The sequence below is a fragment of the Frigoribacterium sp. 9N genome, from assembly GCF_902506305.1.
In the GTDB taxonomy this organism is placed as follows: Bacteria; Actinomycetota; Actinomycetes; order Actinomycetales; family Microbacteriaceae; genus Frigoribacterium.
Map to the genome: position 1 here is coordinate 92297 of NZ_LR733392.1, position 14559 is coordinate 106855.

Here is a 14559-nt window from a genome sequence, read left to right on the forward strand (position 1 = left end):
GCCCGCCACGATGTGATCACCACGCCACGAGTAAAGATGGCGCGGTGACCACTTCGTGGCGGCGTGCGGCTCGACCCACCCCAGGAGTCCCGATGCCCCCGTTCCGCACCGTCGCCACGATCGTCGCCGACGGCGTCGCGCCGTTCGAGTTCGGCGTGCTCTGCGAGGTGTTCGGCCTCGACCGGACCGACGAGGGCGCGCCTCCGTTCGAGCACCGCATCGTGACCGAGCACCCGGGGCTCGTGCGCACGAACCAGGGCTTCTCGATCACGGTCGACCTCGACCTGGGCGCCGCGGCCGACGCCGACGTCGTGTGCGTGCCGGCCCTGTGGAACCGTCCCGACCAGGCCGAGCTCGTCTCCCCGGCGGTGCGCGAGCTGCTCGTCGCGGCCGAGGCCCGGGGGGCGTGGTTGCTCAGCGTCTGCAGCGGGGCGTTCGTCCTGGCCGAGGCCGGGCTGCTCGACGGCCGCCGGGCGACGACGCACTGGCGGTACTCCGACGCCCTGCAGCGCGAACACCCCGCGATCGAGGTCGACGCCGACGTGCTCTTCGTCGAGGACCGCCGGATCATCACGAGCGCGGGCACGGCCGCCGGCATCGACGCCTGCCTGCACCTCGTCCGCCGCGAGCACGGCGCCGCCGCGGCGAACGTGATCGCCCGCCGGATGGTCGTGCCGCCGCACCGCGACGGCGGTCAGAGCCAGTTCATCAAGACGCCCCTCCCGGTCGAGGTCGACGACTCGCTCGCGCCCCTGACCGACTGGATGCTCGGACACCTCCGCGACGACCTGAGCATCGAGGGGTTGGCCGCGAGGGCGCACATGTCGCCGCGCACCTTCGCCCGACGGTTCAAGGCCGAGCTGGGGGCGACGCCGGGGGCGTGGCTCACCCGCCAGCGCCTCCTGCGGTCGCAGGAGCTGCTCGAGGCGACGGGGCTCGGCATCGACGCGATCGCCGACGAGGTCGGCTTCGGTTCGGCAGCCGTCCTGCGACACCACTTCGCCCGCGTCCTCGGCACCACCCCGCGGGCCTACCGAGCGACCTTCGGCGGCGTCGACGACCTGCGCGACCTCGAGCGGGCCGGGGCGGCCACCGCCTGAGCGGGACCGTCCTCGACGGGCCGACCCGCGCTCCCCGCGTCCGGTCGACCCCGGGTGGCTACCGGGCGGCCACGGGCGGGCCTAGTCGAACGTCAGCTCGTCGGACGTGCTGATGCGCATCAGGTACGTGACGGTGAACGGGACGTCCTCGTCGATCGTGTAGCGCTTCCCGTCGAAGAGCGACTGGGCGCCGACGACGAGGTGGGCGGTGCCGGCCACGCCGGGCACCTGCCACTGCCCCGACGGGCCGGGCACGATCGAGACGACGGGGTGGACGGGCACGGTCCACGTCGGGTCGTCGGTGACCCGGTCGTCGACCTGGCGGCCGAAGGGGCACCCGGCCGGCAGCAGCACCTGCTGCGGGACGCACTGCTCGTCGAGCTGCTGGTCGACCATGTCCTGCACGGCCTCGACGAACTCGTCCCGGGGCTGCACCTCGATCGACACCCCCGACGTCGCCCCCACGCTGAGCACGTCGGCCTCGACGGTCGGGGCCTCGAGGTAGCGCGACGCATGGTCGAGCTCGAACCGCGAGGGGGCGAGCACCGTGAACCGGGTCGCGACGTCGGGGGCGTCGGTCGTCACGTCGCGGCCGTCCACCGTGAAGCGGGAGTCGTGCTGGGGCGTCACGTCGAGCTGCGCGGTGGGTGCCTGCACGAAGCGCCAGGCGTGGAACAGCCCGAACCGGGTCCCGGCCCGCTGGACGACGAACTGCGACTGCGCGGGCGCCTCGGCCGTGGCCGACGTGCCCTGCATCGAGTACGAGAGCGTGATCGCGTGCGTGTCGTCGCCGAGGTCGACGTCGCCCACCTCGGTCACGTCGTCGACGCCGCCGAGCGAGGGCACCTCGAGCAGGGCGTCGGCCAGCTGGTCGGTCGGCGTGACGCCGGCGAGGGTCAACGCGCTCGACGTGTCGCCGCGGTCGACCGCCGCCACGTAGCCGCGGACGAAACCGGCGCCGCTGTAGACGGTGGCGTTCAGTGCCACGACGGTGACCCAGAAACCGATCAGCACGAAGAGCAGCGCCCCGCCCCAGATCGCGACGAAGGGCCAGCCGAGCGGTGGGCGCGTCTCCTCCCCCACAGACGACGACATGACGACAACAATAGGAGGCGCGGGTCACGAAGAACCGAGCGTCACGCCCGTCACGGGTAGATTGGTGGCCTCCCCCGCCCCCTCCCGAAAGGTGCTCGTCGTCGTGAGCGTGGCCCTCTCCGCCGAACAGCAGGCGCTGTACGACGCGATCGAGAACACCCGCGAGCACATCTTCGTCACGGGACGGGCCGGCACGGGCAAGTCGACGCTGCTGAACCACCTGTCGTGGAACACCTCGAAGCAGATCGTCATCTGCGCCCCCACGGGCGTCGCCGCCCTCAACGTCGGCGGCCAGACGATCCACTCGCTGTTCCGCCTCTCGGTGGGGCTCATCGCCGACCACGACATCGAGCAGAACGCCGAGCTGCGCAAGCTGCTGAACACCATCGACACCCTCGTCATCGACGAGGTCTCGATGGTCAACGCCGACCTGATGGACGCCATCGACCGCTCGCTGCGGCAGGCCCGGCAGCGCAAGCACGAGCCGTTCGGCGGCGTCCAGGTCGTGCTGTTCGGCGACCCGTACCAGCTGCCGCCGGTGCCGGGCGACGCCGAAGAGCGCGAGTACTTCCGCGACAACTACCGCTCGATGTGGTTCTTCGACGCCAAGGTCTGGGCCGAGGCGAGCCTGCGCATCTACGAGCTGGCCTTCATCCACCGCCAGACCGAGGGCGACTTCAAAGAGATGCTCAACGCCGTGCGGCACGGTCGGGTCACGGCCGAGATCGCCGGGGCCCTCAACGGCGCCGGGGCACGACCCGTTCCGACCGACGGCGGGGCCATCACCCTGGCCACGCGCAACGACACCGTCAACCGCATCAACAAGGTCGAGCTCGATCGCCTGTCGGGCAAGGTGATGACCGCCAAGGCCGAGGTCAGCGGCGAGTTCGGCGGCCGGGCCTACCCGGCCGACGAGGCCCTCGAGCTCAAGGTCGGGGCCCGGGTGATGTTCCTCCGCAACGACTCCGAGCAACGCTGGGTGAACGGCACGACGGGCGTCGTCACCCGGGTGCGCGACACGGTCTTCGTCGAGGTCGACGGCGAGGTCCACGAGGTGCAGCCCGTCGTGTGGGAGAAGCACAAGTACTCGTACTCGGCGACCACCAAGCAGCTCAAGAAAGACGTCGTGGCCGAGTTCACGCAGTTCCCGCTGCGCCTCGCCTGGGCCGTCACGATCCACAAGTCCCAGGGCAAGACCTACGACCGGGCCATCGTCGACCTCGGCTCACGGGTGTTCAGCGCGGGGCAGACCTACGTCGCCCTCAGCCGCATCACCTCGCTCGAGGGGCTGTACCTGTCGCGCCCGCTGCGACCGGCCGACATCATCGTCGACCTCGACGTGCGCCGCTTCATGAGCGAGGCGTCACGCGTGCCGGCCATCAGGGCCGCAGCCGACGCCGGCGTGGGCGACGACGCGACGACGGCCGCCACGGGCTGACGACCCGGTCCGACCACGCGGTGGCCCGGGACCCACCCCGTCGGCGAACGGCTAGGCCGCGGCCTTCGCGGCGGCGAGGTCGGCGAACAGCTCCGTGCTGAAGCGGTACGCGGCGCACACCTCGTCGAGCACGTTCTCGCGCTCGTCGGCCGACCAGGCGACGGCGTCGAGCTGGCGGCGGTAGGTCGTCTTGAACGACTTCGGCTCGGCGATCTCGGCGAACAGGAAGAACCCGACGCCGTTCGTGTCGAATCCGAACCGTCGCTGCAGGATGCTGCGAATCAGGTGCCCGCCCGACAGGTCACCGAGGCAGCGCGTGTAGTGGTGCGCGATGAAGCCACCGGCCCAGGCCGACGCCTGCTCGATGCGATCGACGTACGCCCGAGTGGTCGGCAGCGGTGAGATCCGGGCCCGCCAGTCGGTACCGAGCAGGAACGCCAGGTCGGCCTCGATGGCCGGCAACCGGGTCAGCCCCGGCGCGAGGAACGGAGCCACCACCGCGTCGCCGGACCACCCCGCGGCGGCGTCCTCGAGGGCGGCGTAGACGAAGTAGTGCTGAGCGAGCAGCTGCACGTAGTCGTCCCGCGTGCCCCGGCCGATCAGCAGGTCGGTCATGAACGAGCAGCCGACGTCGGCGGGGACCCGCTCGGCCGTGCGCTCGCGCACCGCCTCGGAGAAGGGGATGACGACGGTCATGGTGCGCACCTCCTGGTCACCTGGGTTAGGTGACCCTAACCCTAGCCAGGGAGGCGCGGTGCCGGTAGCCCCCGGGGCCGATCCCGGCGGACGTGCAGCCGGATCGCAGCCCGTCGAGAGGTGCGGCGCCCTGCGGCAAGGGTCAACGGCGGCGGCGCTCGGCCCCCACGGCGGTCGCGAGGAGCAGCAGGCCGCCGACGAGGTGCGTGACGTTGTCGCCGAGGTTGAAGGCCAGGAAGTTGACGTCGGTGCCCTCGAGGAAGAAGCCGGCGACGCCGAAGATGACGAAGATCAGGCCGATCCAGGTGTTGATGTACCGCGCGCTCGCTCGCGACGACGCGCCGGCGATGATCAGCGCGGCACCGGCCAGCACCCAGACGACGACCAGCGCGGGGTTGAGGTTCCAGACGAACCAGAGCGACGCGCCCTGCGTGGAGAAGAACGTGCCCATGTCCTCGACGAGGAACCCGATGGCGCCGAGCAGGAGGAACACCGTGCCGACGAACAGGCCGGCCCCGCGGTTGGGCGACTCGCGGATGGTCGGCTCGTAGGGGGCCGGGGTCGCGGTCGTCGTGGTGCCGTGGGTGCTGCTCATGGTGAAGATGCCTCTCGTCCGTGGGTCAGCGTCCAGTATGCCCGCCGTGCGACGCACCCGCCTCGGCGTCACACCCCCGGCCCGGCGTGACGCCCCGGGAACGCGGGGTGTCGCGCCGGAACAGGGGTGTCACGCGGCCCGCGGGGCGCGTGACACCCCTGTTCCGGCGCGACACGCCCTGCCTAGCCCTGCCCTGCTCTACGTCGACAACTCAGGAGATCGGAGGATCGGCAGGCCGGCTCCGTCCGTTCGTGCGTCGGTTTCCTGAGTTGACGACGACGACGACGGTGACGACGGCGGCAGGCAATGCGGCAAGACCGGGACCACCGGCAGCCCGACGGCCTGGCAGCCGTCCGCGCGACCGCCGCCGCCCCGCCCGCCGCCGCCCCGACCGCCGTCGCGTGGACCGCAGTCGGGACGGCCGGCGACGGAGGCGCGTCAGGTCAGGCGTCGTCGGTGTCGATCTCGACGAACGACGTCCAGAGCCAGGCCGCGACGCAGAGGCCCGCGGTCACGGCGGCGGCCACGACGGCGCCTCCGATCGGGAAGGACGACGAGCCGCCCGTGAGCACGGCGGCGGCCGCCGTGACGCCGACGACCGTGAGTGCCACGTGCAGCGGGCGCGACCAGGCCCAGAGGCGTCGACCCGGCAGGGAGCCCACCGGCACGAGCGCGAGCACGAGCGATCCGAGCCCGGTCAGGCAGACCGTCGCGCTCGTCTCGAGGGCCAGCTCGGTGATGAACCCACCGGTGGCGGGGAGGGCGCCGTGGACGGCCCAGGCTCCGGCCGACACGACCACCAGGGCGGCGACCTGGAGGAGCGCGAGCAGCCCTGCCTCGCGATCGCCCACCTCGCCGGTCCGGCCGTGGTGCGCCTCCGACCGGGGCGCTGCGGTGAGGCTTCCGACGAGCACCACCCCGAGCACGAGGGGCGGGTCCAGGCCGAGCGACCGCGTCACCGCGCAGGCGACGACGGCGACGAGGAGGAGGCGCGGTGACATGCGGATGCGCGCCTCGCGGTCCGGGGAACGCCCCATCACCAGGGTGGGGACGACGACCGCGAGCACGTTGACCAGGGCGACTCCGACGACGATCCCGGCGAACAGGCGTGCGTAGCGGACCTCGTCGTCGAGGCCGGCCGCCAGCCCGACCACGGCGGCTCCGGCCGCGATGGTCAACCCGGCGGCGAGGCGCGGGTCGAGTGTGGCGGTCGAGAACGAGGTCGGGAGTTCCCGACGACGGTTCCGGCCGGTGAGCCGCGGGGCGCGAGGCGCGAGGCGACCTCGCATCGCCGTGGCCAGCAGACGTGCCGGGGCGACGACGAGCAGCACGAACGCGGCTGCGAGGCCGAGAGCGATCAACCATCCCGTCCCGGTCATCGTCCGGCCGAGGGACGGCAGGTCGCGACCGAACGTCGTCGCAGCCGCCCAGGAGTCCGCCTCCGGTGTGGTCGCTCCGGGTGGTACCTCGCCGACGCCACCGGGAGCACCTCCCGGCCCGCCACCGGTCCCTGGGGCTCCGGGCGTACCGGGAGACGGCACGGAGGGGACGGCGCCCCCGGACGCACCGGGCGCCGCCGTCGGTGCCGGAGCGGCCGAGGACGAAGGAGGCGCGGGCTGCGCGGCCGACGACGTCACCGTGATCGATATGCCCGCGCTGGGCGGCCCGACGTTCACCGACGGGTCGATCTGGGCGGCCTGGACCACGTGCTCTCCGTCGGCGAGGGCGGCGTCGGACGACGTGCAGGCCCATGCGCCGCCGGAGACCGTGGCCTGGCAGACGGGGGTGCTGTCGACGTAGGCGGTGACGGTCGCGCCGTCTTCTCCCGTCCCCGAGAAGGTGAGCGGTTGCGAGGTGACCCGTTCGCCGGCCCGGGGCGAGAGCACGGCCGGCGGGGCGGGTGGGTCACGGTCGATCGTGACGGTGACGCCGGTGGAGGTCGAGGACCGGGGCACGGCGGGAACGGAGTCCGAGGACTGGGACGCCGTGACCGTGTACCGGCCGGTCGGCCAGGTCGCCGACGGGAGCACCGCCGACCAGGCCCCGGCGCCGTCGGCCGTCGCCGAGACCGGCGCCGCGCCTCCGCCGACGCTGATGCGGGCACCGGGGAACGCGGTGCCCGCGACCTTGCCACCGACGGCGGGTCCGCCCTGGACCGTGGGAGGGCCGAGCACCGAGAACGGAGCGCTGACCGCGTCGTCGACCACGGCGGCGTTCGTCACGTCTCGGACCGTGAGGGTCTGGTCGGCACCGTCCTCCAGCGTCACCGGGCACGACCAGGGGACGCCGGCCGGGTCACCGGTGGGCAGGGTGACCTCGCAGAGGGCTCGACTGGGGACGCGGGGGTCGAGCACCCTCACGGTGGCTCCGGGCGTGCCGGTCCCGCCGACCACGACGGCGTTCACGTCCCGGTCTCCGACGTCGCCGATCGTGGGTGCGACCGGACCGGGAGGGGACTGGCCGAGCGACGGGCCGGGTGCGGGGGTGCCCGACGGGCTGCCCGCGGCGAGCGCGCCGACTCCGCCCGACAGGGCGAGCGAGAGACCCAGCACGACCGTCGCGAGGGTCGAGGCGACACGTCGTCCGTGTCGCGGCTCGACCACGAGCCGTCCGTCGACGGGGGTCGACGGACGCGGGGGACGCAGGGTCGGCGGCTCGAACACTGTCACCCATTCAGCACGTTCGCGGGGTACAAGTCAATCCGTTGTGCGGGGGAGATGCCCGGTCGGGCCCTCCTCGGGAGTCTGCTTCGAGATCACCCGGCGGGCAGGGACCCCACATGCAGCGCATTTATAGTGTCCAACGGACTCCCGACGACCCGACCCCGGTCGCGGGCGACCATCCGGCGCCCGCCGTCATCGGTCCACCACCTAGGAGTGACACGTCATGCAACCGGCCACGATCGGCATCTTGGTAGCAGCAGGGATCATCGTCCTGCTCGCGGTCATCATCGGCATCTACCTCTGGGCCACCTACAACTCGTTGGTGACCCTGAAGGTGCGCGTCGACGAGGCGTGGAGCGACATCACGATCCAGCTCAAACGCCGGGCCGACCTGATCCCCAACATCATCGAGGCGGTCAAGGGATACGCCTCGCACGAATCGTCCGTCTTCCAGAACGTGACGGCGGCCCGTGCCGAGACCATCGGGGCGGGCACACCGGCCGAGGCATCGGCTGCCGAAGGGCACATGCAGACCGCTCTGAAGAGCATCTTCGCCGTGGCCGAGGCCTACCCGCAGCTCCAGGCGAGCCAGAACTTCCTGCAGTTGCAGTCCGAGCTGGTCGACACCGAGGACAAGATCCAAGCCGCGCGCCGCTTCTACAACGGCGGCGTCCGCGAGTTCAACACCAAGAACCGCGTCTTCCCCAACTCCCTCTTCGCGAAGCGGCTCGGCTTCAGCGAGCGGGACTTCTTCGAGGTCTCCGAGCCGTCGGCGATCGCCGAACCGCCGCGCGTCCAGTTCTGATCCAGTCCGAGTCGTCCTCGACACCGTGTACTCCGCGATCTCGCGCAACAAGCGCAACACCGTCTTCATCGTCCTGATCTTCCTGGTGATCGTCGGGGCCCTCGGGTTCGCCGCGAGCGCCATCTGGAACAACGGGTCGATCGGTTTCCTGGTTCTCGGCGGTGCCGCGGTGTACGCCGTGATCCAGTACTTCGCGGCAAGCGGGCAGGCGCTCTCGATGAGCAACGCCCAGCAGGTCGACGGTGTGACGGCTCCGCGGTTGTACCGCACGGTCGAGAACCTCAGCATCACGATGGGCATGCCGATGCCCAAGGTCTACGTCGTGGTCGATCCGGCCCCCAACGCCTTCGCCACGGGCCGCGACCCGGAACACGCCGTGGTCGCCGCCACGACCGGCCTGCTCGAGATCATGGACGACAGTGAGCTCCAGGGCGTCATGGCTCACGAGCTCGGTCACGTGAAGAACTACGACATCCGTGTGTCGACCATGGTGTTCGGCCTCGTCGTGGCCGTGGGCTTCCTGGCCGACATCCTGTTGCGCATGTCGTTCTTCAGCGCGTTGTCAGGGGGGAACCGCAACTCGAACAACAACGGTGGGGGCGGCGGGAACCCCGTCTTCCTGGTGCTCGGTCTGGTGGCCATGATCATCGCCCCTCTCGCCGCGGCAGGTGTCCAGGCGGCCGTCTCGCGTCAGCGCGAGTACCTCGCCGATGCCACCGGGGCGTTGACGACGCGGTACCCCGAGGGTCTCGCCCGAGCCCTCGAGAAGCTCGGTGCCCAGGGGCGGCCCATGCGGCAGCAGAACACCTCGATGTCACACCTCTGGATCAGCGATCCGATGAAGCCCGGCGTGATGGACCGACTCTTCAGCACGCACCCTCCGCTCGCCGATCGCATCCAGCGGCTGCGACAGAACGCCGGGACCTTCTAACCGAGGGGGTCGGCCGGGCCGGCCGCGTCGGCCCGGCCGGTCAGCACCGTGCGGAGTCGGCCCGCCAGGTCGCCCCGATCAGCCACCTCGACGGCGTCCAGCCCCTGCCAGGCGGCCGCTCGGCGCAGCGTCGTCACGAGCCGCTCGACGTCGACGGGGAGGTCGCGCTCATGCCATGCCGCCTGCACCCGCAGGACGCCCGCCTGACGATCGCTCTTGAGGTCGACCCGTGCCACCAGCTGGTCGTCCTGCAGGACGGGGAGGACGTAGTAGCCGTGCACGCGTTTCTCGCGCGGGGTGTAGATCTCGATGCGGTAGCGGAAGTCGAAGAGGCGTTCCGCCCGGGGCCGGTGCCAGACGACGGGGTCGAACGGTGACAGCACGGCGTCGGCCTCGAGCCGACGGGGTACGCGGGCGTCACGGTGCAGCCACGCGGTCGCACCCCAACCCGGCAAGTCCACGGGTTCGACGACACCGTCGTCGTGGAGCTCGCGCAGGGCGGGTACGACGTCGGCGGCCTTGAGGCGGAAGTAGTCGGCGAGGTCGGCGGCCGTCGCGACCCCGGAGGCGCGGGCCGCGTGGGCGACGAGGCGCCGGTGGGCCTCGTGACGGTCGACGTCGACGGCCAGGACCTCGGCCGACAGCACCTGTTCGGGCAGTGCGTAGACGCGCTCGAACCGACGGCGACCGGCACTGACCAGGGCGCCCGTGCGGAACAGCGACTCGAGGCCGCGCTTCACGTCACCCCACCCCCACCACGGGCCCGTCCGGTCGGGCTGGGGGAAGAGGGCGGCGTCGGCCTCGACCAGGCTGGCCGGCAGCGGCCCCTTGTCGCGGATCTCGTCGAGCAGCCAGCGTTCCATGCGCGGACTCGTCGACAGCCACGAGGAGGCGTCCCCCCGCCATTTCGCGTCGTAGTCGCGCATGCGCCACCGCAACAGGGGCCAGGTCGACACCGGGACGATGGCGGCCTCGTGGGCCCAGTACTCGACGTACCGCCCACGGGGAGCGAAGGTGAGGCGGTCGAGGGTCGCGCGGTCGTACGCGCCCAGTCGTGCGAACGCGGGCAGGTAGTGGCTGCGCTCGAACACGTTCACCGAGTCGATCTGCAGCAGGCCGAGGCGATCGACGAGGCCGTTCAGCTGCCGCGTCCCCGGGCGGGCAGGGCCGTCGACGGGCCTCCCGAAGCCCTGCGCCGCCAAGGCGACGCGACGGGCCTGGGCGGGGGAGAGCTGCTGACGGGGCACGCGGACGACTGTAGCGACGGCCACCGACGCGCGCCGCGCCTCCTGGTGTCGCCTGGTCCCCGTCGACACATGCGTGCACCGGCATGTGGAGGGGTAGGTGACCGGCCCCGCAGGGCCATAAACTGACGCGATGATCTGGCGGAACCGCCCCACGCGCGGCGACGAGGTGCAGGGCGACGTCACGAGCGGTCGCGCGGCCGGTGTCGTCGCCGATCCGTCGGTGCCGCGGGGCATGGTCATCGCCGGGGCCTGGTCCTGGCGCATCCTGGTGATCGTGGCCGTGGCCGGCGTCGTCATCTGGTCGATCACCCAGCTGCGGGTCATCGTCATCCCCTTCTTGGTGGCCCTGTTGATCTCCGCGCTGCTCGTCCCGCTCTCGGGGTGGCTGCAGCGGCACCGCTGGCCCAAGTGGTTGGCGGTCGTGTCCGTCCTGGTGGGGTTCCTCGTCGTGGTCTCGGGCCTCGTCGTCCTGGTCGTCCTCCAGATCGTCGACGGCTGGCCCTCGTTGCGTGATCGCTCGATCGCCTCCTACGGCGACTTCAAGGACTTCCTGCTCACCTCGCCGTTGCACCTCACCGAGGCGCAGATCAACGGGTACGTGTCCGACGCGGTGGCGGCCGTCCAGCAAGACAGTCAGCCGCTCGTGCGCGGTGCGCTCTCGGTCGGGTCGACCGCGGGTCACGTCGCGGCCGGGCTCGTGCTCGGGCTCTTCGCGACGATCTTCGTGCTCGTCGGCGGGTCCGAGATCTGGCGGTGGGTCGTCCGGCTCTTCCCCCGGGCCTCGCACCCGGCGATCGACGGGGCGGGCCGCGCGGGCTGGCTCACCCTGACCAACTTCGTCAAGGTGCAGATCTTCGTCGCGTTCGTCGACGCCGTGGGCATCGGGTTGGGGGCGCTCTTCCTGGGCCTGCCCCTGGTGGCACCGATCGCCATCGCGGTCTTCCTCGGGTCGTTCGTGCCCGTCGTGGGCGCCGTCGCGACCGGAGCCGTCGCCGTCGTCATCGCCCTCGTCTACAACGGCTGGGTCGTGGCCCTGCTCATGCTCGCCGTGGTGATCCTCGTGCAGCAGATCGAGGGGCACCTGTTGCAGCCGTTCGTCATGGGCAGCGCCGTCAAGGTGCACCCGTTGGCCGTCGTCTTCGCCGTCGCGGCCGGCACCCTGGTCGCCGGAATCCCCGGCGCCCTCTTCGCGGTCCCGTTCGTGGCCGTGCTGAACGTCATGATCACCTACGTCGCGAGGGGTACGTGGCGAGAGAAGCCACGACCCGTCGAGCACGACGTCACGCGGCCCGGAGGCCTCACCGATGTCTGAACGCACCCTGGCCGGTCCCACCCTCGTCGAGATCGAGCAGGCGCGCGACCGCGTCTCGCAGGTCGTCCGCGTCACCCCGATGGAGACCTCGCAGTACCTCGCCGAGGTGCTCGGCTCGCGGGTGCACCTCAAGTGCGAGAACCTGCAGCGCACCGGGTCGTACAAGATCCGAGGCGCCTACAACCGCCTGACCCAGCTGAGCGACGACGAGAAGGCGCGCGGGGTCGTCGCCGCGTCGGCCGGCAACCACGCTCAGGGTGTCGCCCTGGCGGCCCGTGAACTCGGCATCGTGGCCACGATCTTCATGCCCGTCGGCGTGGCCCTGCCCAAGCTGCAGGCGACCCGGCACTACGGCGCCGACGTCGTCCTCCGGGGGCACACGGTCGAGCAGTCGCTGCGAGCCGCACAAGAGTTCGCCGACACGACCGGCGCCGTCTTCATTCCCCCGTTCGACCACGCCGACGTCGTGGCGGGCCAGGGCACGCTGGGGCTCGAGATCCTCGAACAGGTGCCCGACGTCGACACCGTGATCGTGCCCGTCGGCGGAGGTGGGCTGGCGGCCGGCGTCGCCAGCGCCCTGAAGCAGAGCGCGGCACGCACCGGGCGCGACGTCCGCATCATCGGCGTGCAGGCGGCCAACGCCGCCCCGTACGCCGTCTCGATGAAACTCGGCGTGCGGACCGACATCGACGCCCAGCCCACGATCGCCGACGGCATCGCCGTGGCGAAACCCGGCGTGCTCAACTTCGAGATCATCCGCGACACGGTCGACGAGATCGTCACGGTCAGCGACGACGACACGGCCCGGGCGATGCTCGTGCTGCTCGAGCGCGCGAAGCTCGTCGTCGAGGCCGCGGGTGCCGTGGGCATCGCCGCGATCCTCACCGAGCAGGTGCGTGACCTCGGCACGACCGTGGTGATCCTCAGCGGCGGCAACATCGACCCGCTGATGATGGAGCGCGTGATCGGTCGCGGCCTCGCGGCCGCCGCCCGCTACGTCAAGCTGCGCATCGGCATGCCCGACCGCCCCGGCCAGCTGACCCGCGTCAGCGAAGTGTTGTCGGACGCCAACGCGAACGTGGTCGAGGTGCTGCACACCCGCCACGGTCGCGGGCTCCAGATCAGCGAGGTCGAACTCGAGCTCAGCGTCGAGACGCGCGGGCCGGACCACGTCGAAGAGGTCCTGCAACGGCTCCGCGACGCCGGGTACGAGCCCAACGTCGACTTCTAGCCGACTCCGCGAGACGCGCCCCGCGCTTCCTGCCGGTGCCCGCGCCTCCTGACCAGGTCTGCGCGTCCTGACCGGGTGTTCGCCTGCTGAACGTGCCCGCGCCTCCTGACCAGGTCTGCGCGTCCCGACCGTGCCCGCGCCTCCTGACCGGGTCTGCGCGTCCCGACCGTGCCCGCGCCTCCTGACGGCACCGTGTCCCCGTCGGCAACTCAGGAGAACGGCCGCCCGCGGGCGCAGGACTGCCGCGGACGACGCCGTAGTCCGGAGTTGCCGACACCCCCGTCGAGGGTCCGGGCCCCCGTGGCCCGGGACGACGAAGGCCCCCGCTCCGTTCGAGCGGGGGCCTCGGCGTCGGACCTACGGCTGGTAGGTCTCGACGTTCGTGATCGACACCGAGATGTCCTTGCCGTTCGGGGCGGTGTAGCTGGTCGTCGTGCCGACCTTCAGCCCGTTGATGGCCTGGCCGAGCGGGCTGGTCTCGCTGTAGACCGAGAGGTCGCTGCCGGCGGCGATGATCTCGCGGTTGCCGAGCAGGAAGGTGCTCTCGTCGCCGGCGATGGTCGCCGTGACGACGGTGCCGGGGCCGACGATGCCGTCGGCGGCCGTCGAGTCACCGACCGTCGCGTGCTTCAGCAGGTTGATCAGCGTGCGGATGCGCGCCTCCATCTTGCCCTGCTCGTCCTTGGCGGCGTGGTAGCCGCCGTTCTCCTTCAGGTCGCCCTCTTCGCGGGCCGCCTCGATGCGTGACGCGATCTCGCGACGTCCCTCGCCGCTGAGGGTGTCGAGCTCGGCCTGCAGACGGTCGCGGGCGTCCGTCGTGAGCCAGGTGGTCTCGTTGTCAGTGCTCATGGTGTCTCCGTTTCGTGCGGCGGCCGAACCCGGTCGGGCGACTCGAGCCGAGGAGGCGCGGTGCCGGGAGCCGGGGCGAGGTCGCCCACCGAAAAAAGGAGACCGGCCGAGTGGCCGGTCTCGTCGTGCGATTCCGAGCAGTCTAGGGAAGCCAGCACCGGTAGATCAAGCCCGTGACCGCCCGTTCCGACGTCGCGAGCGAGGTCGTGTAGGTCACCGAACGGCGCTCCGAGGCGGGCAGGTGCACGATCTTCCAGCCGACGACCGCGAAGCCGCTGTTCTGCGCTTCTACCGCACAGTCGACCGCCGCGCCCGTGTCCGCGGTGACCGTGTACTGGACCTCGACGGCCCGGTCGGAGGTGACCTGGTAGCCCACGTCGGCGGATTCGAGCTGGGACGAGGTCCCGTCGAAGGCGGCGAAGACGACCCACGCCGCGAAGACGACGACGAAGGCGACGGCGACGGACAGGCCCACGACGAGGCGCCTGCGCCGACCCCGCGGCGAACGCCCGTACCGTGCGTCGAGGCGCGACGAGGGCGAGGTGACACGGGGCGTGGACGTCACGCGGATCTCCGTCCGATTAAGCTGTCCCCAGG

13 protein-coding genes are annotated in these 14559 nt (G+C 71.5%); 6 read left to right on the top strand and 7 right to left on the bottom strand.

Translation table 11 applies throughout. The features are described 5' to 3' along the window. Positions 1-92 precede the first annotated feature (92 nt). Positions 93-1100 carry a GlxA family transcriptional regulator gene (locus tag ARTHRO9V_RS03545; RefSeq protein ID WP_159825619.1) on the top strand — a complete coding sequence of 336 codons (1008 nt, stop codon included), beginning with the start codon at positions 93-95 and terminating at the stop codon, positions 1098-1100. Between the two features lie 81 nt (positions 1101-1181). Here ARTHRO9V_RS03545 and ARTHRO9V_RS03550 read toward each other — a convergent pair whose 3' ends face one another. Beyond that, a complete protein-coding gene (locus tag ARTHRO9V_RS03550; protein WP_157485563.1) occupies positions 1182-2195 on the bottom strand; it encodes a hypothetical protein in 1014 nt (337 codons plus the stop codon). Positions 2196-2298: 103 nt separating this feature from the next. Here ARTHRO9V_RS03550 and ARTHRO9V_RS03555 point away from each other — a divergent pair, with 103 nt between their 5' ends. Next, positions 2299-3633 (top strand): ATP-dependent RecD-like DNA helicase, encoded by a 1335-nt coding sequence (locus tag ARTHRO9V_RS03555; protein ID WP_236557067.1) that lies wholly within the window; start codon positions 2299-2301, stop codon positions 3631-3633. Between the two features lie 51 nt (positions 3634-3684). Here the strand turns inward: ARTHRO9V_RS03555 and ARTHRO9V_RS03560 are convergent, their stop codons facing one another. From ARTHRO9V_RS03560 to ARTHRO9V_RS03570, 3 genes are all read right to left on the bottom strand, one after another. Beyond that, complete coding sequence (locus ARTHRO9V_RS03560; RefSeq protein WP_159825623.1) at positions 3685-4329, bottom strand: heme oxygenase (biliverdin-producing); 645 nt, start codon at positions 4327-4329, stop codon at positions 3685-3687. A 142-nt stretch (positions 4330-4471) separates the two neighbouring features. Continuing rightward, entirely contained in the window at positions 4472-4924 is a 453-nt protein-coding gene (locus tag ARTHRO9V_RS03565) for a DUF4383 domain-containing protein (protein ID WP_159825625.1), read from the bottom strand. Positions 4925-5367: 443 nt separating this feature from the next. Next, on the bottom strand, positions 5368-7593 hold the full coding sequence (locus ARTHRO9V_RS03570; RefSeq protein ID WP_159825627.1) for an Ig-like domain-containing protein: 2226 nt from the start codon (positions 7591-7593) through the stop codon (positions 5368-5370). 217 nt (positions 7594-7810) lie between these two features. Here ARTHRO9V_RS03570 and ARTHRO9V_RS03575 point away from each other — a divergent pair, with 217 nt between their 5' ends. Together ARTHRO9V_RS03575 and ARTHRO9V_RS03580 are read left to right on the top strand one after the other, a co-directional pair. Next, on the top strand, positions 7811-8392 hold the full coding sequence (locus ARTHRO9V_RS03575; protein WP_043597810.1) for a LemA family protein: 582 nt from the start codon (positions 7811-7813) through the stop codon (positions 8390-8392). A 25-nt stretch (positions 8393-8417) separates the two neighbouring features. Further along, on the top strand, positions 8418-9323 hold the full coding sequence (locus ARTHRO9V_RS03580) for a M48 family metalloprotease (protein WP_056048814.1): 906 nt from the start codon (positions 8418-8420) through the stop codon (positions 9321-9323). Here the strand turns inward: ARTHRO9V_RS03580 and ARTHRO9V_RS03585 are convergent. Then, positions 9320-10570 carry a winged helix-turn-helix domain-containing protein gene (locus ARTHRO9V_RS03585; protein ID WP_236556894.1) on the bottom strand — a complete coding sequence of 417 codons (1251 nt, stop codon included), beginning with the start codon at positions 10568-10570 and terminating at the stop codon, positions 9320-9322. The two genes, ARTHRO9V_RS03580 and ARTHRO9V_RS03585, sit on opposite strands and share 4 nt — an antisense overlap. Before the next feature lie 130 nt (positions 10571-10700). Between ARTHRO9V_RS03585 and ARTHRO9V_RS03590 the strand changes: the two genes are divergently transcribed. Together ARTHRO9V_RS03590 and ilvA are read left to right on the top strand one after the other, a co-directional pair. After that, on the top strand, positions 10701-11882 hold the full coding sequence (locus tag ARTHRO9V_RS03590) for an AI-2E family transporter (protein WP_159825629.1): 1182 nt from the start codon (positions 10701-10703) through the stop codon (positions 11880-11882). Then, a complete protein-coding gene (ilvA, locus tag ARTHRO9V_RS03595) occupies positions 11875-13113 on the top strand; it encodes a threonine ammonia-lyase (RefSeq protein ID WP_159825631.1) in 1239 nt (412 codons plus the stop codon). The genes ARTHRO9V_RS03590 and ilvA overlap by 8 nt, the downstream gene beginning before the upstream one ends. Before the next feature lie 357 nt (positions 13114-13470). On the opposite strand, the gene greA is transcribed toward ilvA, so the two are convergent. After that, entirely contained in the window at positions 13471-13962 is a 492-nt protein-coding gene (gene greA / locus ARTHRO9V_RS03600; RefSeq protein WP_056048805.1) for a transcription elongation factor GreA, read from the bottom strand. A gap of 142 nt (positions 13963-14104) precedes the next feature. Further along, complete coding sequence (locus tag ARTHRO9V_RS03605) at positions 14105-14527, bottom strand: DUF4307 domain-containing protein (protein ID WP_236556896.1); 423 nt, start codon at positions 14525-14527, stop codon at positions 14105-14107. Positions 14528-14559: the final 32 nt, after the last annotated feature.